The organism is Haemophilus parainfluenzae (genome assembly GCF_003252755.1).
Taxonomy (GTDB): Bacteria; Pseudomonadota; Gammaproteobacteria; order Enterobacterales; family Pasteurellaceae; genus Haemophilus_D; species Haemophilus_D parainfluenzae_N.
Window position 1 is genome coordinate 106703 of sequence record NZ_QEPT01000003.1, and the last position, 25340, is coordinate 132042.

Annotated in this window: 23 protein-coding genes; 11 read left to right on the forward strand and 12 right to left on the reverse strand. The window is 40.1% G+C overall.

The genetic code is table 11. The annotated features are described in order from the left end of the window. Window positions 1–41 precede the first annotated feature (41 nt). Window positions 42–1814, reverse strand: a complete 1773-nt coding sequence (locus tag DPV95_RS05145; RefSeq protein ID WP_049367269.1) for a DUF4153 domain-containing protein — start codon at window positions 1812–1814, stop codon at window positions 42–44. 276 nt (window positions 1815–2090) lie between these two features. Here DPV95_RS05145 and eno point away from each other — a divergent pair, with 276 nt between their 5' ends. The 7 genes from eno to DPV95_RS05180 all read left to right on the forward strand — a co-directional run bounded on the left by eno (window position 2091) and on the right by DPV95_RS05180 (window position 8532). Then, a complete protein-coding gene (gene eno, locus DPV95_RS05150; RefSeq protein WP_005627703.1) occupies window positions 2091–3401 on the forward strand; it encodes a phosphopyruvate hydratase in 1311 nt (436 codons plus the stop codon). 82 nt (window positions 3402–3483) lie between these two features. After that, on the forward strand, window positions 3484–3903 hold the full coding sequence (locus DPV95_RS05155) for a DUF2251 domain-containing protein (RefSeq protein ID WP_049367268.1): 420 nt from the start codon (window positions 3484–3486) through the stop codon (window positions 3901–3903). Window positions 3904–3911: 8 nt separating this feature from the next. Next, window positions 3912–4619 carry an HAD-IA family hydrolase gene (locus DPV95_RS05160; protein WP_049367267.1) on the forward strand — a complete coding sequence of 236 codons (708 nt, stop codon included), beginning with the start codon at window positions 3912–3914 and terminating at the stop codon, window positions 4617–4619. Between the two features lie 7 nt (window positions 4620–4626). After that, window positions 4627–5253: a hypothetical protein gene (locus DPV95_RS05165; RefSeq protein WP_049367265.1), complete on the forward strand. Its 627-nt coding sequence runs from the start codon at window positions 4627–4629 to the stop codon at window positions 5251–5253. Between the two features lie 2 nt (window positions 5254–5255). Then, window positions 5256–6437 (forward strand): glutathionylspermidine synthase family protein, encoded by a 1182-nt coding sequence (locus DPV95_RS05170; protein ID WP_049367264.1) that lies wholly within the window; start codon window positions 5256–5258, stop codon window positions 6435–6437. A 48-nt stretch (window positions 6438–6485) separates the two neighbouring features. Continuing rightward, on the forward strand, window positions 6486–7631 hold the full coding sequence (locus DPV95_RS05175; protein ID WP_049367262.1) for an iron-containing alcohol dehydrogenase: 1146 nt from the start codon (window positions 6486–6488) through the stop codon (window positions 7629–7631). 178 nt (window positions 7632–7809) lie between these two features. Then, window positions 7810–8532, forward strand: a complete 723-nt coding sequence (locus tag DPV95_RS05180; RefSeq protein ID WP_204370147.1) for a CatB-related O-acetyltransferase — start codon at window positions 7810–7812, stop codon at window positions 8530–8532. 110 nt (window positions 8533–8642) lie between these two features. On the opposite strand, the gene rplA is transcribed toward DPV95_RS05180, so the two are convergent. The 8 genes from rplA to lysM form a co-directional block, all read right to left on the reverse strand. Then, window positions 8643–9332: a 50S ribosomal protein L1 gene (gene rplA / locus DPV95_RS05185; RefSeq protein ID WP_005695230.1), complete on the reverse strand. Its 690-nt coding sequence runs from the start codon at window positions 9330–9332 to the stop codon at window positions 8643–8645. A 4-nt stretch (window positions 9333–9336) separates the two neighbouring features. Further along, window positions 9337–9765 carry a 50S ribosomal protein L11 gene (gene rplK / locus DPV95_RS05190; protein WP_007241834.1) on the reverse strand — a complete coding sequence of 143 codons (429 nt, stop codon included), beginning with the start codon at window positions 9763–9765 and terminating at the stop codon, window positions 9337–9339. A gap of 171 nt (window positions 9766–9936) precedes the next feature. Continuing rightward, the gene (gene nusG / locus DPV95_RS05195) at window positions 9937–10494 is read right to left on the reverse strand and encodes a transcription termination/antitermination protein NusG (protein WP_049367260.1); all 558 of its coding nucleotides are present in this window, start codon (window positions 10492–10494) and stop codon (window positions 9937–9939) included. Between the two features lies 1 nt (window position 10495). Then, entirely contained in the window at window positions 10496–10912 is a 417-nt protein-coding gene (secE, locus tag DPV95_RS05200; RefSeq protein WP_049367258.1) for a preprotein translocase subunit SecE, read from the reverse strand. 121 nt (window positions 10913–11033) lie between these two features. Continuing rightward, window positions 11034–12272, reverse strand: a complete 1239-nt coding sequence (gene clpX, locus DPV95_RS05205) for an ATP-dependent protease ATP-binding subunit ClpX (protein WP_014064253.1) — start codon at window positions 12270–12272, stop codon at window positions 11034–11036. Between the two features lie 9 nt (window positions 12273–12281). Beyond that, window positions 12282–12863, reverse strand: a complete 582-nt coding sequence (clpP, locus tag DPV95_RS05210; RefSeq protein ID WP_005699645.1) for an ATP-dependent Clp endopeptidase proteolytic subunit ClpP — start codon at window positions 12861–12863, stop codon at window positions 12282–12284. Between the two features lie 144 nt (window positions 12864–13007). Next, window positions 13008–14306: a trigger factor gene (tig, locus tag DPV95_RS05215; RefSeq protein WP_005699631.1), complete on the reverse strand. Its 1299-nt coding sequence runs from the start codon at window positions 14304–14306 to the stop codon at window positions 13008–13010. A gap of 213 nt (window positions 14307–14519) precedes the next feature. Continuing rightward, window positions 14520–14960, reverse strand: a complete 441-nt coding sequence (lysM, locus tag DPV95_RS05220; RefSeq protein ID WP_049367256.1) for a peptidoglycan-binding protein LysM — start codon at window positions 14958–14960, stop codon at window positions 14520–14522. Between the two features lie 177 nt (window positions 14961–15137). Between lysM and ypfJ the strand changes: the two genes are divergently transcribed. Next, window positions 15138–15974, forward strand: a complete 837-nt coding sequence (gene ypfJ / locus DPV95_RS05225; protein WP_049367255.1) for a KPN_02809 family neutral zinc metallopeptidase — start codon at window positions 15138–15140, stop codon at window positions 15972–15974. Window positions 15975–16076: 102 nt separating this feature from the next. On the opposite strand, the gene ileS is transcribed toward ypfJ, so the two are convergent. The 3 genes from ileS to murJ are packed head-to-tail and all read right to left on the reverse strand — an operon-like array spanning window position 16077 to window position 21485. Next, window positions 16077–18902, reverse strand: coding sequence for an isoleucine--tRNA ligase (ileS, locus tag DPV95_RS05230; protein ID WP_049367254.1), 2826 nt, complete (start codon window positions 18900–18902; stop codon window positions 16077–16079). A gap of 32 nt (window positions 18903–18934) precedes the next feature. Then, window positions 18935–19861 (reverse strand): bifunctional riboflavin kinase/FAD synthetase, encoded by a 927-nt coding sequence (ribF, locus tag DPV95_RS05235; RefSeq protein WP_049367253.1) that lies wholly within the window; start codon window positions 19859–19861, stop codon window positions 18935–18937. Between the two features lie 49 nt (window positions 19862–19910). Beyond that, complete coding sequence (gene murJ / locus DPV95_RS05240; protein WP_049367252.1) at window positions 19911–21485, reverse strand: murein biosynthesis integral membrane protein MurJ; 1575 nt, start codon at window positions 21483–21485, stop codon at window positions 19911–19913. A gap of 266 nt (window positions 21486–21751) precedes the next feature. On the opposite strand from murJ, the gene rpsT reads away from it, so the two are divergent. The 3 genes from rpsT to rlmB all read left to right on the forward strand — a co-directional run bounded on the left by rpsT (window position 21752) and on the right by rlmB (window position 25278). Then, on the forward strand, window positions 21752–22015 hold the full coding sequence (gene rpsT, locus DPV95_RS05250; protein ID WP_005695217.1) for a 30S ribosomal protein S20: 264 nt from the start codon (window positions 21752–21754) through the stop codon (window positions 22013–22015). A 160-nt stretch (window positions 22016–22175) separates the two neighbouring features. Further along, window positions 22176–24521, forward strand: coding sequence for a ribonuclease R (gene rnr / locus DPV95_RS05255; protein ID WP_049367251.1), 2346 nt, complete (start codon window positions 22176–22178; stop codon window positions 24519–24521). A gap of 16 nt (window positions 24522–24537) precedes the next feature. Then, the gene (rlmB, locus tag DPV95_RS05260) at window positions 24538–25278 is read left to right on the forward strand and encodes a 23S rRNA (guanosine(2251)-2'-O)-methyltransferase RlmB (RefSeq protein ID WP_049367249.1); all 741 of its coding nucleotides are present in this window, start codon (window positions 24538–24540) and stop codon (window positions 25276–25278) included. Window positions 25279–25340 lie beyond the last annotated feature (62 nt).

The following is a 25340-nucleotide window of genomic DNA, read 5'->3' on the forward strand; positions in this document are numbered from 1 at the left end:
GCAAAAACGCTGTGAAAAATCACAGCGTTTTAAACTTACTGTTACTTATCAAAAATAGCTTTCGTATATATTCTATTATAGTAATAACCACTTTCTGGTCTAAATTTCACTTCAAGTTCGCTCAAATAGATCGCAAAGCTTGGTCTATCAATTTTTAATAAATCTTGGCTAAGTGATTTAATCTCAGCTTTAGACATTTTTTTCATCGGGTCTAGTTGATGATCTTTAAATACTTTATGAATATGTTCATCCATATTAGTGCAATATCTGTCGTGATCTTCAACAAAGCAAACCTCTGGTTTTTCCCCTTGCTTATCCACGTTTTCATCAGATTTCATATAAGTCTGAGGCTCTGTACGATAAAATGTAAAGGTCGGCACACGAATCCATTTTTTATACGGAGTGACATCAATTGACTCCCATCGAGCTTCTATTGTTATTTCGTTGTCTCGAATTACTTGGTCATTGATGCTGATATGATCACCATAAATATCTAATGTAAAAAGTTCTTTCGATTTTTCACCATATTGCTGCTTAAAAATCTCTTGTTTTTCTTTATAAGGATCTTCTACATAAGAGTCTAGCTCTATATGGCGAACCAAATAATATGATACATTGTCTAATTCTTCCCAATCTTTAAGCTCGCTTTTTGGCATATTCTCTAAACGTTCAACAAAATCTATATCATCACGAATTTTGCCTGAACCATCTGATAAATTAAGTTTTTTCAATAACTGTTCAAACCTCACAGTTTGGCTTTGGTAAGCAATTTCTTGTGGTTTAACAACCCAAGTCATGGCAAAAATTGCCACCATTACAACCGCAGAAATTAAACGATATTGACGAACCTTAGGCAAAGCTAGAATGGCATAAACAATAATAATCGCCACAGCCAATGCTACTAAATAAATACGTTGTTCAGTCCAAGCATAGGCACTAATACGGCGGTCAATCGCCAGCCATAGCAATACGATTGGCACAATAGCAAGATATGGATAGAACTTAAAGAAAGTTTCCCAGCGGGCTTTAGCACAAATAGAACATAGTGCATATACGCCTAACCCACCAAGCAGGTAAGGCAAAGTAATATTAGCTAACATGCCTTTTGGTAATATGCCTTCAAAAATAATTTGCACAACATAAGCATAAAGTAACACAGTGAAAATCATCAATGTTGGTGCTAATACGAAATTAACTAAAATGTCAAAAATGCGATTTAACGTCATTTCCGATTTTACTTGACGCTGTTGAAACACTAAGAAAAAGAGTGGCAAAGTGAAAATGCCTAAAGATGTATAAAAATGCTCATAGAAACTATCAGAAAACTCGACATTAAATAGCGTTGTAATCGTAAATAAAATAGCCGCCACTAATCCAAACACCAGCAACCATACCGCCGTAGCTAAGCCAAGATGGAATAAATTGGTAAAATTACGGTAGGTAAACACTTGATTATTTTTTTCAAATGGAAAACCTAATAACACAAATAACGCAATAAAATTTGTGCCCCAGAATTTCGGGCTTGAGCAATAAAACGCTGAACTATCATTAGTCATACCAATAATAGCCAGCGCCACCAATGGTACAATCCATGAAAAACGATACCAAGAATATGGGCGAGAGAGATAAACAAAGATAAATAAGATTGGCGCAAATATCCAATAAGCTAAGTGATCATTCCCTTGATGAGATCCTAATTCCATAAACCAAATCCCAATCGCAAACGAGGTAATCATAAAAATTTCAATCGGATGCGTAGATACCGCATTTTTCATTTGGGCTTTAGTCTTTTCGAAAAATGTTGAAGCAGACATAATCATTCCTTTTTTATTCTATAAAGCCTTATTTAACACTTAATAATTCATACTAAAATAGTATGGAAATTCTCTGGCACTTTAACGAACTTTTATGGACAAATCCACTAAAATTAAATAGATATTAGATTAAAACTCACCGCACTTGATTGAAAAATAAGATACAGATCAAAGTGCGGTCATTTTTCCAAGACAAATTTCTAAATTTGCTTTATTATATTCCCACTTTAGGTTCGCCTAACTAATTTTAATTAACTTTAAACAGAGGAAAACAAAATGGCAAAAATCGTTAAAGTCATTGGTCGTGAAATCATCGACTCTCGTGGTAACCCAACTGTAGAAGCTGAAGTTCATCTTGAAGGTGGTTTCGTTGGTTTAGCAGCTGCTCCATCAGGTGCATCTACTGGTTCTCGTGAAGCATTAGAATTACGTGACGGCGACAAATCTCGTTTCTTAGGCAAAGGTGTATTAAAAGCAGTTGCAGCAGTAAACGGTCCTATCGCAGATGCATTAGTGGGTAAAGAAGCGTCTAACCAAGCTGAAATCGACCAAATCATGATCGATTTAGACGGTACTGAAAACAAATCTAACTTCGGTGCAAACGCAATCTTAGCGGTATCTTTAGCAAACGCAAAAGCAGCAGCTGCATCTAAAGGTTTACCTCTTTACGCTTACATCGCAGAACTTAACGGCACGCCAGGCGTTTACTCTATGCCATTACCAATGATGAACATCATCAACGGTGGTGAGCACGCAGATAACAACGTTGATATCCAAGAATTCATGATTCAACCAGTTGGTGCGAAAACATTACGCGAAGCACTTCGTATCGGTGCTGAAGTATTCCACAACCTTGCGAAAGTATTAAAATCTAAAGGCATGAGCACTGCTGTAGGTGATGAAGGTGGTTTCGCACCTAACTTAGCATCTAACGCTGACGCTTTAGCATGTATCAAAGAAGCAGTTGAAAAAGCAGGTTATGTATTAGGTAAAGACGTCACTTTAGCAATGGACTGTGCATCTTCTGAGTTCTATAACAAAGAAACTGGCAAATACGAAATGAAAGGCGAAGGTCGTTCATTCACTTCTCAAGAGTTCACACACTATCTTGAAGAGTTAACTAAACAATACCCAATCGTGTCTATCGAGGATGGTCAAGATGAATCTGACTGGGATGGTTTCGCATACCAAACTAAAGTGTTAGGTGACCGCGTTCAATTAGTGGGCGACGACTTATTCGTAACTAATACCAAAATCTTAAAAGAAGGTATCGAAAAAGGTATCGCAAACTCTATCTTAATCAAATTCAACCAAATCGGTTCTTTAACTGAAACTTTAGCAGCAATCAAAATGGCTAAAGATGCAGGTTACACTGCGGTTATCTCTCATCGTTCAGGTGAAACCGAAGATGCGACTATCGCTGATTTAGCGGTTGGTACAGCAGCAGGTCAAATCAAAACTGGTTCTATGAGCCGTTCTGACCGTATTGCGAAATACAACCAATTAATCCGTATCGAAGAAGCATTAGAACGCGCTGGCACCCCAGCTCCGTTCTTAGGTTTAAAAGCGGTTAAAGGTCAAGCATAATTTTTGCTTAATTTAATGTAAAATAGCACCGCACTTTGCAAAAAGTGCGGTGTTTTTCTATCTAATATTTAAAGGAAAGAAAATGTTACATTTAACCCTCGAAGATCAACTCTTTCTCGGTCAACCAAAGCAAGTCGGCACACACTCGACTGTGCATGATCATCTGGCGGTAATGTTTGAAGATGATGGTGAAACCGGCTATTTTTATGCGTTAGATATGCGTCAAAATGCGCAGCCTGTTGTCGATTGTTTACATGTTTATAACGTCGATAACACTCGCAATCACCACGAAGCCCGTAAATTAGAAATTTGCTGGGATGAAAGCGGTTATTTAGCCTTATTGCTTATTAACGGCTATCCCCATGCCGTATTTGATTTTGCTCATTTGATCGGCTATAACACTAACAAACATCCTCAGCCTGACTTAATGAGCATGTGGACACACGAAGAAATCACCAATGAACGTGCGACCGCATGGCTTGATGTGAATACCATTAAATAGGATTAACTATGCGATTTTACCGCGGTCTTCAGCCTTTCAAGGTTATGAGTTTTGATCTTGATGATACCCTTTACGATAACAGTGATGTCATTCGTTTAGCCGAAGAACGCTTTCTTCAATGTGTGCAAGAACACGCACAACTGAGCGAGCTTACCTCAGAATATTGGCGAGGATGGAAATGGCAACTGGCGGAGAAAGATCCCTTGATTGCTGAAGATGTGATTGCCTGGCGTGTCGAAACGTTACGGCACTTACTAGCGCATCATGGTAAGAGTGCGGTTGAAATTGACCGCACTTTAGCGCTTGCCATGGAAGAGTTTATTAAATGGCGACATAAAATTGATGTACCCGCAGAAAGTATTGAGGTGCTAAATCGACTTAAAGATCGCTACCCGCTTAGCGTGATTACCAATGGTAATGTGATTGCAACACGCATTGGGTTTGAACACTTTCAGCTGAGCTTACATGGTGGAGAGCAAGGCAGAGCAAAACCTCATCAAGATTTATTCCACCAAACCGCCGATCATTTTGGCGTAAAACCGAATGAAATTTTACATATCGGTGACAACTTAACTACGGATGTTCAAGGCGCCATTCAAGCCGGCTGCCAATCTGTATGGATTAATTTATCGGGCAAAACCCTCAATTCATTTACTGAAGCAAGTGTTTTGCCTACATTAGAAATCAATCACTTAACTGAATTATTAACACTTTAACCCTATGATGAAAAAGAAAAATCAAGTTCTCGTCAGCCTTTCCATTGTAGCTTTATTGGGCGGCTGCTCTGAAGAGCAAGTTCAACGTGATGTTTATAACAGCCTTGAGGATTGTTTAGCCGATTGGCAAAAAATCGAATTATGCGAAGCTGACCAATCTAATGAAAATAACAGCGGTACAACTGCACATGCTGGTTCAGGCTCCTCTCTCTCGGGCAATTTGAATACACGTCCAAGCAATAATAGTGAATGGTCAGAAGACAATCAAACCGTCAAACAAACCTTAAATCCAGATGGAGCAACTCACTCTGGCAATTCAAACAGTTCAGAAGGAGCAAGCCATACGAGTTCTGCAACAGGAGAAGGACACGGTAGCATGGGCAGTGCGATTGCTGGTGCCGCAATGGGTTATATGATCGCGCGTACAATGGGCTCATTTTTAGGCCCTAGCTACAATCCGAGCAATCGCGCTGTTTCAACACCAACTGGCCAAGTTATCCAACCGCAAACTAATCGTTCTGTCGGTAAACCTGTATTAGTTAAAGGCAATGCTGGCAGCACTTACAGCAAACCGGTTTCACGTGGCGGCTTTAAAAGCTCAAATTCAAGCAGTAACCGTAGCTCAGGCGGTTAAATATGAAACGAATCACACGCTTTCCTACTCGCCCTAATATGGTACAACAATTATTAGATGTAGGCTTTGATTACTATGATCTGCCTTCCTCTGATGGCTCCCATTATTGGTCGGACAATGTGGCATATGAATTTACCTTAGCGGAAATCGATCGTATTGAAGATGCCACCAACGAATTGCACGCGATGTGTATGGACTTTGTTGCCGATGAAGTGAAACAAGGTGATTATGCCCATTATCGCTTCACCGATTTGCAGAAAAATCTGATTGAACAAACATGGGCTAAAAACGTACCGCACTTATATGGCCGTTTTGATTTTGGTTATGACGGTGAAAACCTCAAAATGTTTGAATACAATGCCGATACGCCTACTTCTCTGCTTGAAGCTGCCGTGGTGCAATGGCAATGGTTAGAGCAAATTGAAGGCTTAGCACATCGTGACCAATTTAATTGGATTCACGAAGAATTACTCAATCGCTTTCAGTTTATTCAACAGCAAACTGAGCTAAAAGATTTCCATTTTAGTGCCATGCAAGAAGCGGGGCGTGAAGATTGGGGCAATATTGATTACCTGGCGGATGTGGCTTACAACGCAGGTTGGCATATTCATCAGCTTGCTATTGAAGACGTGGGTTACGATAAAGACAGTCAGCAATTCCTCGATCTGAATAATCAACCTATTGATTGTTTATTTAAGCTCTACCCACTTGAATGGATGACCACTACAGAATATGCGCCACACATGCTTAACTCATCCACAATCTTTATTGAACCGGCGTGGAAATTACTATTAAGCAATAAAGTGCTATTAGCTAAATTATGGCAAAAGTACCCAAATCACCCATTATTACTCCCTGCTTACTTTAGTAAACATGATATTACCGATCGCCAATCAATATGGGTGAAAAAACCGACTCTGGGCCGTGAGGGTGCCAATGTTTCTTACTATGAAAAACGTAATGGTCTAGAATTTGCCGCCAAAGGCAGTGAACATTCTGCCTTTTACGATCAAGCAGGCTACATCTATCAACAAAAATTTGAACTGCCAAATTTTGATGGCATGTACCCTATGATTGGTTCTTGGATAGTGGGTGATGTGGCTTGTGGCATTGGATTGAGAGAAGATTTTACCCCAGTTACCGGCAATGATAGCCATTTCATTCCGCATTACTTTGTGGAATAAAAACAACGCAAAAACTGACCGCACTTAACAGATAATAAGGAGATAAATATGTATCCATTTAGTTTTCAAAACCCTACTCGCATTGAATTTGGCCTCGATAAAGAAAAAGAGATGGGTAAATATATGCACGAATACGGTGCAAAAAAAGCCTTAATTATCTATGGCAGTGAGCGTGTCAAACAATCTGGTTTATTTGAAGATGTGGCTAAAAGCTTACGTGAGTATGGCATTGAATACATTGAATGTGGTGGCGTAAAAAGCAACCCGACAATCAGCAAAGTCCGTGAAGCCGTTGCAATGGCAAAAGCCTTTGGTGCAGATAGTGTGTTGAGTATTGGTGGCGGCTCTTGCCTTGATAGTGCGAAAGCGATCGCAGCAGGTGCGTGCTATGACGGTGATACTTGGGACTTCTTTAAAGGCACACCGGTGCAAAAAGCATTAATGATTTTTGATGTAATAACCCTTGCTGCAACAGGCAGTGAAATGAACTGGGGAGCCGTTATTACCAATGAAGAAACGCAGCAAAAATATTCAATTCACAGCAATCATTTATTCCCAAAAGTATCAGTCATTAACCCGAAATTGCAAGCGACCGTCAGCCGTGATTATTTAGTGTATTCTGCCGCAGATATTATTGCTCATTCTATTGAAGCCTATTTCACGGCAGAATATCGTCCTGAAATTATTGATTTCTTAGTAGAAAGCAATATTAAAACCGTTATCCGTACGACTGAAATCCTGCTCAATGATCCACAAGATCTCAATGCTCGTGGTGAATTTGCCTGGGTTGCTACACTTGCGTTGAACGGTTTAACCCATTTAGGTATCTCACCTTACGGTTTCCCAAATCATATGATTGAGCATTCCATGAGTGCGATTTCAGATGTGCCACATGGTGCTGGCCTTTCCGTGATTATGCCTGCGTGGATGCAATGGTATCAATCTCAAAGACCGGCTCAATTCAAACGCTTTGCTAAAGAAATATTTGGCTTAGATAATGCTGACGATGGTATTCAAGCCTTAAAAGCTTGGTTTGATAAAATCGGTACACCAACGAGTCTTGAACAACTTGGTATTGATGATGAAACCTTAGCTGAAATTATCGATAATGCGGTTCAAACTGCTATCAAGGCGAAAATGGATAAGATTTATACAAAAGAAGCTATTGAAGCAATTTTCACTTTAGCGAAGTAATCTCTCATTCTCATAAAAAACAATATCCTAAAAGTTAAATAGGTAAGATAATCAATTTATATTATTCATTTAAATTATTCAAATAGACCAATTTATGCAAGTAACTTTATATAAATTCACTGAAAAATCTAGAAATACATATTCATTTCGTTGGACAAAAAAACACTATGAATTTTGTATGGATAATGACATTTATCTTTCACATAAAGGAGAAAAAATTTATAAGGAAAAGAAATTCCTTATAACAAAAGGTACAAAAATTGAAATTGAAGATAATGTTATTGCTGAACAATATTCAACAATGCCTGTTAGAAATTTTTCTAGTGTAGGCGCTTTTTCCCTTCCAACTTGTCACTTTTCATGTAATGTAAAAATCGGGAGATTTTGCAGCATTGCATCTAATGTAAAAATTATGGCTGGAAGCCACCCATTAAATCGATTTACTACACATATGCTTACTTATAATGGAGAGTTTGATAAGTTTGCAGTAAGTGAATTTGGTAAAGAATGGGTATTAAAACCTATAAAAACCATTCCTGAGCCGCTAACTATTGGTAACGATGTTTGGATTGCAGAAGATGTGGTTTTAAAAGGAGGAATAACTATAGGCGATGGTGCAGTAATTGCAGCTAACTCAGTTGTCACAAAAGATGTGCCACCTTATGCCATTGTTGGAGGGATTCCTGCAAGAATTATTCGATATAGATTTAGCCACGATGTTATCGATGAATTAATGAAAATCAAATGGTGGAACTACAACTATGTTGATTTACCAGATAATCGTAAATGTGATGACATTGATTATTTTATTAATCAAATGAATATGATGATTTCTTCTGGTGAAATAAAAGAGCATACATATAAAACATTTAATTTGTCTGAGATATTCCGTTTTCTTTAATACGCTCTACACCTAAATGAATCTAAAAATATCTCAATTTATCAAACAAAAATTAACCGCACTTCAGTTACCCAAAGTGCGGTTAATTTGAATTAAGTTTTAACGCTTAATTATAGTGAAGCTTGATCAACAGCCACACCAGCCCCCATAGTTGTAGAGATGCTTACTTTCTTGATAAAGATACCTTTTGCAGTAGTTGGTTTTGCTTTGTTTAAAGCAGCCAATAACGCTTGAAGGTTTTCTTTTAATTGAACTTCAGAGAAGTTTGCTTTACCAATTGTTGTGTGGATGATACCGTTTTTATCGTTACGATAACGGATCTGACCAGATTTAGCATTTTTAACTGCTTCGGCAACGTTTGGTGTTACGGTACCAACTTTAGGGTTTGGCATTAAACCACGTGGGCCTAATACTTGACCTAATTGACCAACAACACGCATTGCATCAGGAGAAGCGATAACAACGTCAAAGTTCATTTCGCCTTTTTTGATTTGCTCTGCTAAATCTTCCATACCTACTAAATCAGCGCCAGCTTCTTTAGCTGCATCTGCGTTAGCACCTTGGGTGAACACAGCTACGCGTACTTCACGACCAGTACCGTGTGGTAACACTGTTGCACCACGAACGTTTTGGTCTGATTTACGAGGATCGATACCTAAGTTTACTGCAACATCAACACTTTCAACGAATTTAGCTGTTGCGAATTGCTTTAATAACGCAATTGCTTCGTTGATTTCGTATGCTTTAGTAGAATCTACGCCAGCTTTGATTGCTTTCATTTTTTTAGTCAATTTAGCCATCGTATTATTCCTCCACCACTAAGCCCATTGAGCGAGCAGTACCAGCAATTGATTTCATTTTAGTTTCGATAGTCGCGCCAGTCATATCTGCTGCTTTAGTTTCAGCGATTTGACGAATTTGATCTAAAGTTACTTTACCCACTTTATCTTTGTTCGGTTTACCAGAACCAGATTTGATACCTGCAGCTTTTTTCAATAATACTGCTGCTGGTGGAGTTTTAGTAATGAAAGTGAATGAACGGTCTGCATATACAGTGATAACAACTGGAATTGGTAAACCTTTTTCTAAGCTCTCAGTACGAGCGTTGAATGCTTTACAGAATTCCATGATGTTCACACCTTGTTGACCTAATGCAGGACCAACTGGTGGTGATGGGTTTGCCATACCAGCTGCAACTTGCAACTTAACGTATGCTTGGACTTTTTTTGCCATTTTTTAGTTTCCTCTAAATGGGTGATAACGCCGAAATCGGCTCCCCTGTTAATGAAAGGCTGTATTTTAATTAATCAGCCTCGAAATTTCAAGCAGAAAAACTACTCGAAAAACAACCGCACTTTATTTTTTAAGTGCGGTCATTAAATTTCTTATTTTGGAAAAGGGAAATTAACGTGTTTTTTCCACTTGACCAAATTCAAGCTCAACTGGTGTTGCACGACCGAAGATAGATACAGACACTTTTAAGCGGCCTTTTTCGTAATCCACTTCTTCAACCGTACCATTAAAGTCAGCAAATGGACCTTCTGTCACACGTACTTCTTCACCTGGTTGATATTCTTTACGATGACGTGGTTTTTCAGCACTTTGCTCTAAACGATTTAAAATTAAATCTGCTTCACGTTTAGAAATTGGCGCAGGCTTATCTGGTGTACCACCGATAAAGCCCATTACACGTGGTACGCTTTTCACTAAGTGCCATGTGTCATCATTCATTGCCATTTCAACTAATACATAGCCAGGGAAGAATTTACGTTCGCTTTTACGACGTTTACCTGCTACGTTTTCAACGACTTCTTCAGTAGGCACTAACACTTCGCCAAACTGATCTTCCATTTGTTGTTGTTTGATATATTCACGCAATGTGATTGCAACACGACTCTCAAAGCCTGAGAATGCTTGCAATACATACCAACGTTTTTTGGATATGTTTTCAGTTTCGCTCATTTTAGAATCTCAAATCAGTTAAGAAGTTAATCAATGCAATGATAATTGAATCAATTGCCCAGAAGAATAAAGAGGTAAGCACGGTTACCCCAATAACGATTAAAGTTGTTTGACGTGTTTCTGCACGAGTTGGCCATACCACTTTACGACCTTCAACTTTTGCTTCGCTAAAGAATGTACGGGCTTTTGTACCTTGGTTAGTAATTGCAGCGAAACCAAAGGCAATTAATAAGGCGACAACTACGCCAACTACACGCACAGGTAAAGAAAAGGCTTCTTTAAAATAAATGTTACCAATCGCTGCAGCGGTAAAAAATGCCACAGAAAGAATCCAAAGAAGCGTGTTTAAGCCTTTTGATTTTCCTTCTACGACTTGTTCTTGGTCGTGTTTCTTTTTCTCAACAATTTCAGTTGCCATAAGTGAATCCGTATAAAATAAGGGATAAATAATTTTTAAATTAATTTTAGAACGTGCGATTGTAGCATTTTCTTTCGGGATTGCCTATGAAAAATATTAGAAAAAACAACCGCACTTTCTGTTAATTTTTATATTCGAGTTTTGGTGGTTTGTTATCAACGATGGTTTCTTCATCCACAATCACTTTTTGCAAGTTTTCAATTGAAGGTAAATCATACATCGTATCTAACAATACAGCCTCAACGATTGATCGTAAACCACGTGCACCGGTTTTACGTTCAAGGGCTTTTTTCGCCATCGCTTTCAATGCTTCTGGGGTGAATTCAAGTTCCACATCTTCTAAGCCAAATAATGCTTGATATTGTTTGGTCAGTGCATTTTTCGGTTGAGTAAGGATCTGAATCAACGCTTCCTCATCTAATTCGCTTAATGGTGCAATCATCGGAAGACGACCAATAAATTCTGGAATTAAACCGAATTTCATTAAATCATCCGGCTCAACTTGACGGAATAATTCAGAAAGATTTTCTTTGTCTTCTTCTTTCTCTACTTTTGCATCAAAACCAATTCCAGTATCCGTTTGTGTACGCTTACCGATAATTTTATCTAAGCCAGCAAATGCCCCACCACAAATAAAGAGGATTTTTGAGGTATCCACTTTCAACATTTCTTGTTGAGGGTGTTTACGTCCACCTTGTGGCGGTACAGATGCGATAGTGCCTTCAATTAATTTCAATAAGGCTTGTTGCACACCTTCACCAGACACATCGCGAGTAATAGACGCACCTTCTGATTTACGGCTGATTTTATCAATTTCATCAATATAGATAATGCCCTGCTCTGCTTTTTCCGTATCGTAATCACAGTTTTGCAATAATTTTTGCAGAACATTTTCCACGTCTTCGCCCACATAACCGGCTTCAGTTAACGTCGTCGCATCGGCCATAGCAAAAGGCACATTCAAACGACGCGCCAAGGTTTGTGCTAATAAGGTTTTACCGCTACCTGTTGGACCGATTAACAAGATGTTACTTTTACCTAATTCCACATCATTGCTTTGGTGGTTCGTGCGTAAACGTTTATAGTGATTATAAACCGCCACTGACAAGACTTTTTTCGCATAATCTTGCCCAATCACATAATCATCTAAGTGCGCACGAATTTCGTGCGGTGTCGGTAATTTTTCTTCAACGGCCAGTTCGCTAGGTGTTTCGATTTCTCCACTGTCTTCCAACATACTGTGGCAAAGCTCGATACACTCGTTACAAATATAACCATCTGTACCCGCAATTAATTTACCTACTTCACTTTTTTCTCTTCCGCAGAAAGAACAGTGAAGATCGTTATCATTTGTTGTCATGTTAAATCCTTAACGTTTAATCAACACATCGTCCACTAAGCCGTAAGCTTTTGCTTCTTCTGCCGACATAAAGTTGTCACGATCGGTGTCTTTTTCGATACGCTCGATGCTTTGACCTGTATGGAAAGCAAGACGCTCGTTTAAGGTTTGTTTAATTTTTAAAATTTCTTGCGCGTGGATCTGAATATCTGATGCTTGTCCACGGAAACCACCTAACGGTTGGTGAATCATCACTCGTGCATTCGGTAATGCAGCTCGTTTTCCTGCTGCACCTCCTGCAAGTAAAAATGCGCCCATTGAGCAAGCTTGACCAATGCAAAGAGTACGCACATCCGGTTTAATAAATTGCATGGTATCGTAAATTGCCATACCCGCAGTCACTGAACCGCCCGGTGAGTTAATATAAATATTGATGTCTTTTTTCGGATCTTCTGATTCTAAGAAAAGTAGCTGTGCCACGATCAAATTTGCCATATGATCTTCTACTTCACCATTCAAGAAGATCACGCGCTCTTTTAATAGGCGGGAATAAATGTCGTACGAACGTTCACCACGAGAGGTTTGTTCGACAACCATAGGAATTACACTCATTTTTGCCCCTAAATATGTGCTAAAAAATCGGGCAATATTCTACCCGAAAATCAGTAAAAACAAAATGCGGTCGCTTTTCATTTAAAAAAACGACCGCACTTTTCGATGATATACCTGTGAATTTAATTCACTTTCTATCAATTATTATGCTTGTGGATTCATGATCTCATCAAATGAAGACGCTTTTTCAGTCACTTGAGCTTTAGCAAGAACGGCATCAACTGCTTGTTCTTCTAATACTACATTGCGAATGTTGTTCATTAACTCTTCATTTTTGCTGTAATATTCAACTACTTCAGCTGGTTGTTCGTAAGCAGAAGCGATATCCGCGATCATTGCTTTCGCACGTTCTTCATCCGCTTTCAATTCGTTTGATTTGATCACTTCAGAGAATAATAAACCAACTTGAACACGACGTTTTGCATCAGCTTCAAATAATTCAGGTGGTAATTGTGCAGCTTGTTGTGCATTGCCACCGAAACGTTGTGCTGTTTGGTTACGTAATACATTGATTTCTTCTTCTACTGCAGAAGCTGGAACATCAATTGGGTTTTGTTCGATTAAACCGTTGATTACTTGTTGTTTAACGCGAGAAACTAATGCGTTTTTCAATTCACGTTCCATGTTTTTACGGATTTCTGCACGTAAATCCGCCACAGTTTTGGTGTTTGGACCAAATTTAGCAACGAACTCATCGGTTAATTCTGGTAATTCCATTTCTTCTACTTTTTTCAAGGTGATCGCAAATTTCGCGTCTTTACCTTTTAAGTTTTCAGAATGGTATTCTGCTGGGAAAGTCACATTGATATCGAATTGTTCACCTGCTTTGTGACCTACAATGCCCTCTTCAAAACCAGGGATCATACGACCTTGGCCCATGAATAGAACGAAATCAGTCGCTTTACCGCCTTCGAATTCTTCGCCATCTACTGAACCAACGAAGTCGATGGTTACACGAGAATCTGCTTCCGCTGCTGCTTTGCTTTCAACCCAAGTTGCTTGTTGTTTACGTAATACATCGATCATTTTATCGATATCTGCTTCAGTGATTTCAACAGTTGGTTTCTCAACTTTGATGTTTTCTAAGCCTTTTAATTCAACTTCTGGGTATACTTCGAAAGTTGCAGTGAATGATAAATCTTTACCAGGTTCGAACGTTTCGATAGCGAAAGTTGGACGACCTGCGATGTTGATTTTCTCAGCGATTACTGCGTCAAAGAAATGACGTGGTAATAAATCGTTTAATACATCTTGACGGATTGATGCGCCAAAACGTTGTTCAATGATGTGAGCTGGTACGTGACCTTTACGGAAACCATCAACACGTACATTTTTTGCTGCACGTTTGAATTCTTCACGAGTTGCTTTTTCTACAGCTTCAGCTGGAACGGTGATCGTCACACGACGCTCTAAACCTTGAGTTGTTTCAATATTTAATGACATTTGTAACCTCAATTAATGTTGCACTCGGTAAAAACCACACCGAACACGTTATTGTTTATAAAAATAAAAAACCGCCAAATTATAGCGAAAGAAAATCAAACAGTCGATAGAAACCGGAAAATTCAATAGAAAACCAGCTAAAATTGCACAATTTATCAACAAATTTGAATAAAGAAAAAAGTGCGGTAAAAAATAACCGCACTTTTTATCGAATTATAAACCTTTCGGTAAACGAATTTTTTGACCTGGGAAAATCTTATCCGCGTCTTTAATCACTTCTTTGTTCGCTTCAACGATAGCGGTATATTTCACGCCATTTCCATAAGCTTTCTCAGCGATTTTCCACAAGGTGTCACCTTTTTGGATTACATAGAATGTTTCATCACTGCCTAAGGTTTCACCGTTATTGATGCTTGCATCGCTTGTTACTGAGTGGATACCTTGAATGTTACCCGCCATTAATACTGCTTTTTCTAATGCCGCTGCAGTTGATGCTACACCTTGGATATTTGCTACACCATTTTCCACGGTAACAGATAAGTTTTCCACACCTGGATTGTCTTCTGCGATGTGTTGAGTCACTGCTTTAGACGCATCTTCTTCTTTAGAGAAAACTTTCTTACCAATGTCACTGACAAAATCAAATAAACCCATTTTAAAGTTCCTTTTGTATGTTTGTTTAAGGGGTTATTACGATACTGAAATTCCCTTCAGAAGTCCATAAACCAGAGTGTAAAGCTATGTAAATATTTCAAGAAAACCGATCTAAAATTGACCGCACTTTGATAGAATACGCCGATTTTTAATTTACTCACTCAGAAAGGAAAAATTATGCGTTGGCAAGGTCGTAAAGAAAGCTCAAATATTGAAGATAGACGTGGCTCTGGCGGCGGTAACTTCGGTGGCGGAAGAGGGACTGGCGTTTTCGGTATTATTATCTTATTAGTTGGTGCTTATTATGGCGTGGATCTTTCAGGCTTAGTGGGCACACCGGATTTTTCAGGACAAAGCTCTCAACGATTAGAAACCCAAGAAGAACAGCAGCTTGCGAGTCTTTCTAAAGTTGTATTAGCGGATACTGAAACCGTTTGGGGACAATATTTTAGACAAATGGGTAAAACCTATAGCGAGCCAACCATGGTGCTTTACAATGGTGTAACGCCAACTGCTTGTGGTACCGGTCAATCTGCAATGGGCCCATTCTACTGCCCAAGCGATCGCAAAGTTTACCTTGATTTATCATTCTATAATGAAATGAAAAATAAACTGGGTGCAGCGGGTGATTCAGCCTTTGCTTATGTGATTGCGCACGAAGTCGGTCACCACGTACAAAATATGCTTGGTATTCTGCCGCAAGTGAATCGCGCACAACAAAGCAGCGATCGTAAAACGGCAAATCAACTTTCTGTTCAATTAGAACTTCAAGCTGACTGTTTCGCCGGTGTTTGGGCGAGCCAAGCGGTGAAAAGTGGTTTATTTGAACGCGGTGATGAAGAAAAAGCGTTTAATGCAGCAGAAGCTGTGGGTGATGACCGTTTACAAAAACGCAGCCAAGGTTATGTGGTACCGGATAGTTTCACTCACGGTACATCTGCACAGCGTCTAGAATGGTTCAGAAAAGGCTTACAAAGTGCCAACCCTTCTGTATGTAATACCTTTAACCAATAAGATCTTTAAGGCTGGTTAATATCAGCCTTTTTTATTTCTGTTCATTTAAACATAAAAAAGTGCGGTCAATTTCGACCGCACTTTTTCTTTATGATATTAAGATTACGCGAACTGACGTACTTCGCCGTTACCCGCTACGTTTTCCACACAACGTGGACAAAGTGTAGGATGTTCAGGATTCACGCCGATTTTGTCAGAATAATGCCAACAACGTGGACATTTTTCACCGTTAGAACGCGCTACGCTTACGGCAATTCCCTCTAACTCACCCGCAGCCACATCCGCAGGTTTTTCTGCTAATGCTTTCACTTCTGCTTTTGAGGTAATTAACACGAAACGTAATTCATTGCCTAATTGTTCTAATAATGCACGATATGCATCGTTAGCATAAACCGTTACTTCTGCTTCTAAACCACCACCGATCACTTTATCGTTACGGGCGATTTCTAATACACGGTTCACTTCAGAACGAACTTTAATCAGTTGTTGCCAGTAAGCATCATCTAATTTTTCATTCTCGCCTAAGCCAAATAAGCCTTCGTAGAATTCTTCAGTAAAGACGAATTCTGCACGTGCAGTCGCGGTTTGTGGTAAGTAACCCCAAATTTCATCCGCCGTGAATGACAGGATTGGTGCCATCCAACGAACCAATGCTTCTGCAATGTGCCATAACGCTGTTTGGCAGCTACGACGCGCAAGGCTGTCTGCTTTGGTGGTATATTGACGGTCTTTGATAATATCAAGGTAGAAAGAGCCCATTTCCACAGAACAGAAACGCATTAAACGTTGTACGACTGTGTGGAATTGATAATTATCGTACGCCTCTTTAATTTCTTTTTGTGCATCTAACGCACAAGCTACCGCCCAACGATCCAAGCTAATCATTTCTTCCGGTTTAACGGCATCACGTTGTGGATCAAAACCATTCAAGTTCGCTAGTAAGAAACGCGCAGTGTTACGAATACGACGATAGCTGTCTGCGGCACGTTTTAAAATTTCATCGGAAACGGTCATTTCACCCGTATAGTCGGTAGAAGCTACCCATAAACGTAAAATGTCACCACCGAATTTATCCATGACTTCTTGTGGAGTCACGATGTTACCGATAGATTTTGACATCTTACGGCCTTGACCATCCACGGTGAAACCATGAGTTAATACTTGTTTGTATGGTGCTTTGCTGTCTGTTGCCGTAGAAAGCATTAAAGAAGACATAAACCAACCACGGTGTTGGTCAGAACCTTCTAAATACATATCGATATCTTGACCGTTAAATTCTGGGCGATTTGCCACAACAGAAGAATAGGTTGATCCTGAGTCAAACCATACGTCAAGCGTATCAGGCACTTTGCGATAAGTTTCTGCGTCCGCACCTAATAATTCTTTTTCGTCTAAATCCCACCATGCTTGAATACCGGCTTTCTCTACACGTTTCGCCACTTCTTCAAGTAACTCTAAGGTACGCGGATGAAGTTCTTCGGTTTCTCTGTGCACGAATAAGGTCATCGGCACGCCCCAAGTACGTTGACGGGAAATACACCAGTCAGGGCGGTTTTCAACCATTTTCTCGATACGCGCTTGACCCCAATCTGGAATCCAGCGAACTTGTTTGATCTCGCCTAATGCTTGTTGGCGTAAACCCTGTGTTTCCATGCCGATAAACCATTGTGGAGTCGCACGGAAAATAATCGGGGTTTTGTGACGCCAGCAGTGTGGGTAGCTGTGTTTGATTTTCTCAACTTTTAATAAGTTGCCCACTTCTTGTAATTTTTCAACAACCAATGGATTGGCTTCAAATACACCTTTGCCTGCAAAGAATTCAGTCGTTGAAATAAATTTACCGTCATTCGATACAAGACCCGCCATCGGTAAATCATATTGTTTACCCACGACAAAGTCGTCTAAACCGTGATCAGGTGCGGTATGTACTAAACCCGTACCGCCATCAGTGGTCACGTGATCACCTAAAATTACTGGTACAGTGAAATCATAGAACGGATGGTTAAAGCGAACTAACTCGAGCGCCTGACCTTTTACTGAACCTAAAACTTCAACTTGTTCTACACCCACGGCTTTCGCTACGGATTCAACTAATTCAGCGGCTAAAATTACACGCTCATCGCCAAGTTGTACCAAGTTGTATTCTAAGTCTGCATTTACCGCAATCGCACGGTTAGATGGCATTGTCCAAGGAGTGGTTGTCCAAATCACCGCAGATAATTTGCCATGGCCTTTGCCTACTGCGTTAAATTTCTCTTCAATTTCAACCGCACTTACTGCTGGGAAACGCACATAGATAGATGGAGAAACTTTGTCCTCGTATTCCACTTCAGCTTCTGCTAAAGAAGAACCGCAATCCAAACACCAGTGCACTGGTTTTGAACCTTTGTATAAATGGCCATTCGCAATCACTTTACCGAGTGTACGGATGATGTTTGCTTCGGTGTTGAAGTTCATCGTTAAATAAGGATTATCCCAATCGCCTAATACGCCTAAACGGATAAAATCTTTTTTCTGCCCTTCTACTTGTTCTGCGGCATATTCACGGCATTTTTGACGGAATTCAGCTGCTGTAATTTTCTCGTTTGGTTTGCCCACTAAACCTTCTACTTTTAATTCAATTGGCAAGCCATGACAGTCCCAACCTGGGATATAAGGCGAGTCAAAACCTAATGCGGTTTTAGATTTAACAATAATATCTTTCAGAATTTTATTAACGGCGTGGCCGATATGAATACTGCCGTTCGCATACGGAGGGCCATCGTGCAAAATAAAGGATTTTTTACCTTTCGTTGCTTGGCGGATTTTTTGATACAACTGTTTGTCATACCAATTTTTTAACATTACAGGTTCGCGTTTGGCTAGATCGCCACGCATTGGGAAACCTGTTTCAGGTAAATTTAACGTGTTTTTGTAATCAACTGTCATGTTATTTTCCAATTTTATATTTCAATATAATTCTATTTTGCAAAAAATGCTTTCGCTGTTTTTACGTCTTGTTCAATTTGAGCTTTCAACGCTTCAAAAGAAGGAAACTTTATCTCATCGCGAATCTTCTGGCAGAATTCCACTTCGACCATTTGCCCATAAATATTCTGAGAAAAATCAAATAAATGAACTTCTAATAATTGTATCGTACCGTTAATGGTTGGGCGTTTTCCCATGTTTGCCACGCCGTTAAAAATCTCGCCCGATTTTAACCGCACTTTCACCGCATAAACCCCTTTTACTGGGTTCACTTGGCGATGTAAGCGAACATTCGCGGTAGGAAAACCAATGGTTCGCCCTAATTTATTACCGTGGATCACTCGACCAAAAATACGATAAGGCTTACCGAGCAAATTTTCCGAATGCTGTAAATCATCTTTAGCCAACGCTTCACGAATAGCGGTGCTACTGATACGTAACTCATCTAAACAGAAGGTGCGACTGTCTTCTACTTCAAAACCAAACTGCTTTCCGGCTTGTTGCAACATCGCAAAATTGCCTAAACGTTTCGCACCAAATTTGAAATCATCGCCAATACTGAGAAACTTCACATTTAATTTGCGTACAAGCCAATCTTCAATAAATTGTTCTGCTGGAAGATCAGCGAAAGTGCGGTCAAATTTCGCGACGATTACCACATCCACACCCGCCTGAGCCAAATAATGCAATTTATCTCTTAAACGCATTAAGCGCGCAGGGGCTTTGTCACCCATAAAATATTCTCGCGGTTGTGGTTCGAAAAGCATCACCGCCATGGGTAAATTCAGCGCATTCGCTTTCTGACGAAGATGACGCAAAATCGCCTGATGCCCCAAATGCACCCCATCAAAATTGCCAATGGTTAATGCGCACCCTGACAAATATGGCGGTGAATTATGAAGTCCACGAATTAATTGCATTACATCTTATCCAAAAAACAAAAAATAATCGGTGCATTATAGCGGTAACTTAATGTTTTGTCAGTAAATGGTGTTTACGAACACCCAAGAGCACCAATACGCCTAAATAAACGACCGCAGCCAGTCCAATTAACCAAACCAACCAATAGATACGCATTAAAAATGTCATGGCTGCCCATTCTTGAATCGACGGGCAGTTATACCAAACCAAACCGCCCATGGCTAAGGCTGCACCTAAAACTTTCAGAAAAAAGACCGCACTTTTACGTGAAAAATGGTATACATCCTCTTTAGCTAAACCACGATAAAGCAAATAAGCATTTAAGGTTGCTGACATGGCAGAAGCAATCGCTAACCCCACATAACTAAATGGAATCGCCAATACATTAAAGCCCATATTGCTCACCATAGCGATGATCCCGATTTTCACCGGCGTTTTGGTATCTTGGCGTGCGTAATAGCCATTAGCTAGGATCTTAATCAGCATAAAGCTAAGCAAACCGGCATTGAATGCCCATAAAGAATAAGAGGCTGCATGCACATCTGTTAAGGTAAAACTGCCACGCATAAACAATACCAGTAACATTGGTTGGGCTAACACGGCAATACCAATCGCGGCAGGCACGCCGAGTAATAAAATCATTCGTACGCCCCAGTCCATTGTGTTGCGAAAATCAACCGCACTTTGGGAAGAATTATCTTCTCGATTCACATGATGGCGAGCAAGCGTCGGTAAAATCACAGTGGAAATCGCAATACCAAATAGCCCAAGTGGAAACTCTAATAGACGATCAGAATAATAAAGCCAACTAATGGATCCCGTCATTAAGAAACTGGCAATGACCGTATCAAGCAGCAAGTTGATTTGACTTACGGAAACCCCGAACAAGGCAGGAACCATCAATCGACGGATTTTGGCTACCCCTTCATCATGCCATGCCCATTTTGGTTTTACGAGCAAGCCGGCTTTCTTCAAAAAAGGAATCTGGAATAAAAATTGTAGCAAACCACCTAAGAAGATCCCGATAGCAAGGGCAAGATCAGGATTGTCTAATCTTGGCGCGAGGAAAAGTGCGGTTGCAATCATGGCGATATTGAGTAAAACAGGCGAAAACGACATCACACCAAATTTGCCTATCGTATTTAAAATTGCGCCAGAAAGTGCCACGAAGGTGACAAACCATAAATAAGGAAAAGTAATTTTTAAGAGTAAAGACGCTTGTTCAAATTTGTGCGCATCGGGCCCGTCATTTAGCCAATCGGTAAACCAGCCCATCCCAAAGATCGCCGCCACAACAGGTGATCCCACCATAGCAAGCAAGGTGACAATACTGACTAATCCGCCAAGTGTACCCGACACTTTCCCGATAAATTCTCGCGTTTTAGAAAGATCGCCCGATTTTTGATATTCGGCTAATACGGGGACGAAAGCCTGAGAAAATGCCCCTTCCGCAAATAAACGACGTAAAAAGTTTGGGATACGGTTAGCGAATAGAAACACGTCTGCTGCCGCACCTGCACCAATTAAATGGGCAATCACCACATCGCGGACTAAACCTAACACACGGGACACTAATGTCATCCCACTTACGATAATGCCGGATTTTAAAAGTCGTTTACTCAAAATAGGGGTCTCTTCAAAAAAATTTGCCTTAATTGTATAGAATTTTTGTTTTTACGCTATATTCCAACGAAAAAAACTGATAAAATCCTGCCCACATCGTTTGTGTGAGCCAATAGAAAGCGCTTTTTTTAAATAACGATGCTTACTTTCGGTTGTGTCTCACCGAAATCAACACAAATTATTCATTGACAAAAGTATAAAAAATCGGCATATTCTACGCCCTTATTTTGTCATAATCATCTAACAGAAATTTTAGGAGTTTGACCTTGGCTAATATCAAGTCAGCAAAAAAACGCGCGGTTCAATCTGAAAAACGCCGCCAACACAACGCAAGCCAACGCTCTATGATGCGTACTTACATCAAAAAAGTATATGCTCAAGTAGCAGCAGGTGAAAAAGCAGCAGCTGAAGCAGCATTCGTTGAAATGCAAAAAGTTGTTGACCGTATGGCTTCTAAAGGCTTAATCCACGCTAACAAAGCAGCAAACCACAAAGCTAAATTAGCTGCTCAAATCAAAAAATTAGCGTAATTAAAGCATTAAAACAGCTTAAAAATAAAACCGCACTTTGGTGCGGTTTTTGTTTACCGTAAACCGTCCTGCCACAAACGTCTGATAACAAGCTTGCATTCCCCCCTTTAACCTGTAAACTACCCCACAACTTAAAAATTAATCATAAAATAAATAATAAATGACCAAAAAATCTTTTAAAAAAGCGGATCCGAATTATCAAAAAGAATTAGCCAAATACGGTAATCCGATCCCAAGCAGAGACTACATTCTGCAAATTATTCGTGAAAATAATGCCCCGATGAGTCGGGAAGAAATTCTGACCGCACTTTCAATTAAAAGTGATGAACAACAAGAAGCCATGCGCCGCCGCTTACGCGCCATGGAAAATGATGGACAGTTAGTTTTTACTAAACGTAAACGCTATGCCTTGCCTGAAAAATTAGATTTATTCAAAGGCATGGTTATTGGCCACCGCGAAGGCTATGGTTTTTTACAAGTCGAAGGTAAAAAAGAGGATCTCTTTATTCCTAATCACCAAATGCAACGTGTAATGCATGGTGATTTTGTATTAGCCCAACCTGCAGGCCTAGATCGTCGTGGTCGTCGTGAAGTCCGTATTGTTCGTGTGCTTGAAAGTCGTAAAAAACAAATTGTCGGCCGTTTCTTCTTAGAAAATGGTTTTAGCTATGTGGTGCCTGATGATAGCCGCATTGGACGAGATATTTTAGTCTCTAATGAACACCGCAATGGTGCCCGAATGGGACAAGTTGTCGTGGTTGAATTGCAAGAACGATCTGCATCCTTTACTCAACCTGTTGGCATCATCACCGAAATTCTGGGTGACAATATGGCAAAAGGGATAGAAGTGGAAATCGCCCTTCGTAATCATGACATTCCTCACCAATTCCCAAGTGCGGTCGAAAAATACGTTAAAAAATTCACTGAAGAAGTGCCTGAAGAAGCAAAAAAAGGCCGTGTGGATTTACGCAATCTGCCACTGGTTACCATTGATGGCGAAGATGCGCGCGATTTTGATGATGCTGTATATTGCGAAAAAAGTGGTAAAGGCTGGAAACTTTGGGTGGCGATTGCCGATGTCAGCTACTATGTGCGTTTACGTTCAGCATTAGATACTGAAGCTTATAACCGAGGTAACTCCGTTTACTTCCCAAATCGTGTTGTGCCAATGCTGCCTGAGATTTTATCCAACGGATTGTGTTCACTGAATCCACAAGTTGATCGCTTGTGTATGGTGTGTGAAATGCACGTCTCCGCCAAAGGTAAACTCACGGACTATCGTTTTTATGAAGCGGTAATGAACTCCCATGCTCGTTTAACCTATACGAAAGTCGCAGCGATTTTAGACGGCGATGATGAACTTCGCACGCGTTATCAAGGGCTTGTGCCACATTTAGAAGAATTACATCGCCTCTATCAAGCATTACTCAATGCACGCAAACAACGTGGTGCTATCGATTTTGAAACCATTGAAACCAAATTTATTTTCAATGCCATGGGACGAATTGAGCGCATTGAGCCTGTTGTGCGAAATGATGCTCATAAAATCATTGAAGAATGCATGATTCTTGCGAATATTGCAGCGGCAAACTTTATGGAAAAACATAAAGAGCCTGCACTCTATCGTATTCATGCTGCTCCGAGTGAAGAGAAACTGACGTCTTTCCGTGCATTCTTAAGTGAATGTGGTTTAAGCCTTGAAGGTGGCATGAAACCGACCACAAAAGATTATGCGAAATTGTTAGAACAAGTGAAAGATCGTCCAGATCACGAACTCATTCAAACCATGTTGCTTCGCTCATTAAGCCAAGCGGTTTATCATGCGGATAATATCGGTCACTTTGGTTTAGCTTTAGAGGAATATGCACACTTTACTTCCCCGATTCGCCGATATCCAGATTTAACTCTTCACCGTGGAATTAAGTATTTATTAGCAAAAGAAAAAGGCGCTAAACGTAAAACAACAGATACTGGCGGCTATCACTATTCCTTTGATGAAATGGATTTATTAGGCGATCACTGCTCGATGACCGAACGCCGTGCCGATGATGCTACTCGCGAAGTAGCAGATTGGCTGAAATGTGAATATATGCAAGATCACGTGGGCGCTGAATTTAGCGGAGTGATCTCATCTGTAACGGGCTTTGGCTTATTCGTACGTTTAGATGATTTATTCATTGACGGCTTAGTCCATATTTCCACTTTAGATAACGATTACTATCAATTTGATGCAGCTAAACAACGTTTAATCGGTGAAAATAGTGGTATGATTTATCGCCTTGGCGATAAAGTAAAAATTCGCGTGGTCGCCGTTCATTTAGAACAAAAAATGGTAGATTTCAGTTTAGTCGAAAGTGCGAGAAAACCACGTCGAGTGGGAAAAACAGCAAAACAAAAAGCGAAAAAAATCTTTAAGGAGCTGCCACCTAAAGCGTCAAAAAAACGTAAAAGTGCGGTCAAAAATAAAGATGTTTCGAAGAAACCGACTAGAAAACGGAAAAAATAATAAATAAGAGAACCCTATGTCAGAAAATATCTATGGTATCCATGCTGTAAACAGCATTTTAGCAAATAGTCCTGAGCGTTTAATTGAAGTTTTTGTGCTGAAAGGCCGTGAAGATAAACGCCTACAACCCTTACTCAATGAGCTCTATGCTTTAGGTATTGCGGTGCAATTTGTAAACCGTCAAACATTAGATAAAAAATCCAACGGTGAAGTGCATCAAGGTGTGATTGCTCGCGTGCAAGAAGCCAAAGAGCTGAATGAACATGATTTGGATGAACTTCTTACTCGTAAACAAAATCCTCTTTTATTAGTACTTGATGGTGTGACGGATCCCCATAACCTAGGAGCCTGTTTACGTACTGCGGATGCAGCTGGTGTGAATGCCGTTATCGTGCCAAAAGATAAATCGGCTCAACTTACCTCTATCGCACGTAAAGTGGCTTGCGGCGCTGCGGAGACTGTACCATTAATTCGTGTTACTAACTTAGCGCGTACTTTGCGAGATCTACAACAAAACCATAATATTTGGGTAGTGGGTACAGCTGGTGAAGCAACAGAAACCATTTATCAAAGTAAACTTACTGGTTCTCTTGCTTTAGTGATGGGAGCCGAAGGTGAAGGCATGCGTCGCCTTACCCGTGAGCACTGCGATCAACTCATTAGTATTCCAATGGCGGGCTCAGTTTCATCCCTGAATGTTTCTGTTGCAACAGGTGTATGTTTATTTGAAATTGTGAGACAACGTCTAGCCGCCTAAAAACGCGTGAAAAAACGACCGCACTTGATATAAAAAAATGCCGACAAATCATTGTCGGCATT

What these genes read in the sequence shown, in the direction of transcription:
- DPV95_RS05145 (WP_049367269.1), bottom strand. Translation starts at nt 1,814, where the DNA reads ATGTCTGCTTCAACATTTTTCGAAAAGACTAAAGCCCAAATGAAAAAT.
- eno (WP_005627703.1), top strand. Translation starts at nt 2,091, where the DNA reads ATGGCAAAAATCGTTAAAGTCATTGGTCGTGAAATCATCGACTCTCGT.
- DPV95_RS05155 (WP_049367268.1), top strand. Translation starts at nt 3,484, where the DNA reads ATGTTACATTTAACCCTCGAAGATCAACTCTTTCTCGGTCAACCAAAG.
- DPV95_RS05160 (WP_049367267.1), top strand. Translation starts at nt 3,912, where the DNA reads ATGCGATTTTACCGCGGTCTTCAGCCTTTCAAGGTTATGAGTTTTGAT.
- DPV95_RS05165 (WP_049367265.1), top strand. Translation starts at nt 4,627, where the DNA reads ATGAAAAAGAAAAATCAAGTTCTCGTCAGCCTTTCCATTGTAGCTTTA.
- DPV95_RS05170 (WP_049367264.1), top strand. Translation starts at nt 5,256, where the DNA reads ATGAAACGAATCACACGCTTTCCTACTCGCCCTAATATGGTACAACAA.
- DPV95_RS05175 (WP_049367262.1), top strand. Translation starts at nt 6,486, where the DNA reads ATGTATCCATTTAGTTTTCAAAACCCTACTCGCATTGAATTTGGCCTC.
- DPV95_RS05180 (WP_204370147.1), top strand. Translation starts at nt 7,810, where the DNA reads ATGGATAATGACATTTATCTTTCACATAAAGGAGAAAAAATTTATAAG.
- rplA (WP_005695230.1), bottom strand. Translation starts at nt 9,332, where the DNA reads ATGGCTAAATTGACTAAAAAAATGAAAGCAATCAAAGCTGGCGTAGAT.
- rplK (WP_007241834.1), bottom strand. Translation starts at nt 9,765, where the DNA reads ATGGCAAAAAAAGTCCAAGCATACGTTAAGTTGCAAGTTGCAGCTGGT.
- nusG (WP_049367260.1), bottom strand. Translation starts at nt 10,494, where the DNA reads ATGAGCGAAACTGAAAACATATCCAAAAAACGTTGGTATGTATTGCAA.
- secE (WP_049367258.1), bottom strand. Translation starts at nt 10,912, where the DNA reads ATGGCAACTGAAATTGTTGAGAAAAAGAAACACGACCAAGAACAAGTC.
- clpX (WP_014064253.1), bottom strand. Translation starts at nt 12,272, where the DNA reads ATGACAACAAATGATAACGATCTTCACTGTTCTTTCTGCGGAAGAGAA.
- clpP (WP_005699645.1), bottom strand. Translation starts at nt 12,863, where the DNA reads ATGAGTGTAATTCCTATGGTTGTCGAACAAACCTCTCGTGGTGAACGT.
- tig (WP_005699631.1), bottom strand. Translation starts at nt 14,306, where the DNA reads ATGTCATTAAATATTGAAACAACTCAAGGTTTAGAGCGTCGTGTGACG.
- lysM (WP_049367256.1), bottom strand. Translation starts at nt 14,960, where the DNA reads ATGGGTTTATTTGATTTTGTCAGTGACATTGGTAAGAAAGTTTTCTCT.
- ypfJ (WP_049367255.1), top strand. Translation starts at nt 15,138, where the DNA reads ATGCGTTGGCAAGGTCGTAAAGAAAGCTCAAATATTGAAGATAGACGT.
- ileS (WP_049367254.1), bottom strand. Translation starts at nt 18,902, where the DNA reads ATGACAGTTGATTACAAAAACACGTTAAATTTACCTGAAACAGGTTTC.
- ribF (WP_049367253.1), bottom strand. Translation starts at nt 19,861, where the DNA reads ATGCAATTAATTCGTGGACTTCATAATTCACCGCCATATTTGTCAGGG.
- rnr (WP_049367251.1), top strand. Translation starts at nt 22,176, where the DNA reads ATGACCAAAAAATCTTTTAAAAAAGCGGATCCGAATTATCAAAAAGAA.
- rlmB (WP_049367249.1), top strand. Translation starts at nt 24,538, where the DNA reads ATGTCAGAAAATATCTATGGTATCCATGCTGTAAACAGCATTTTAGCA.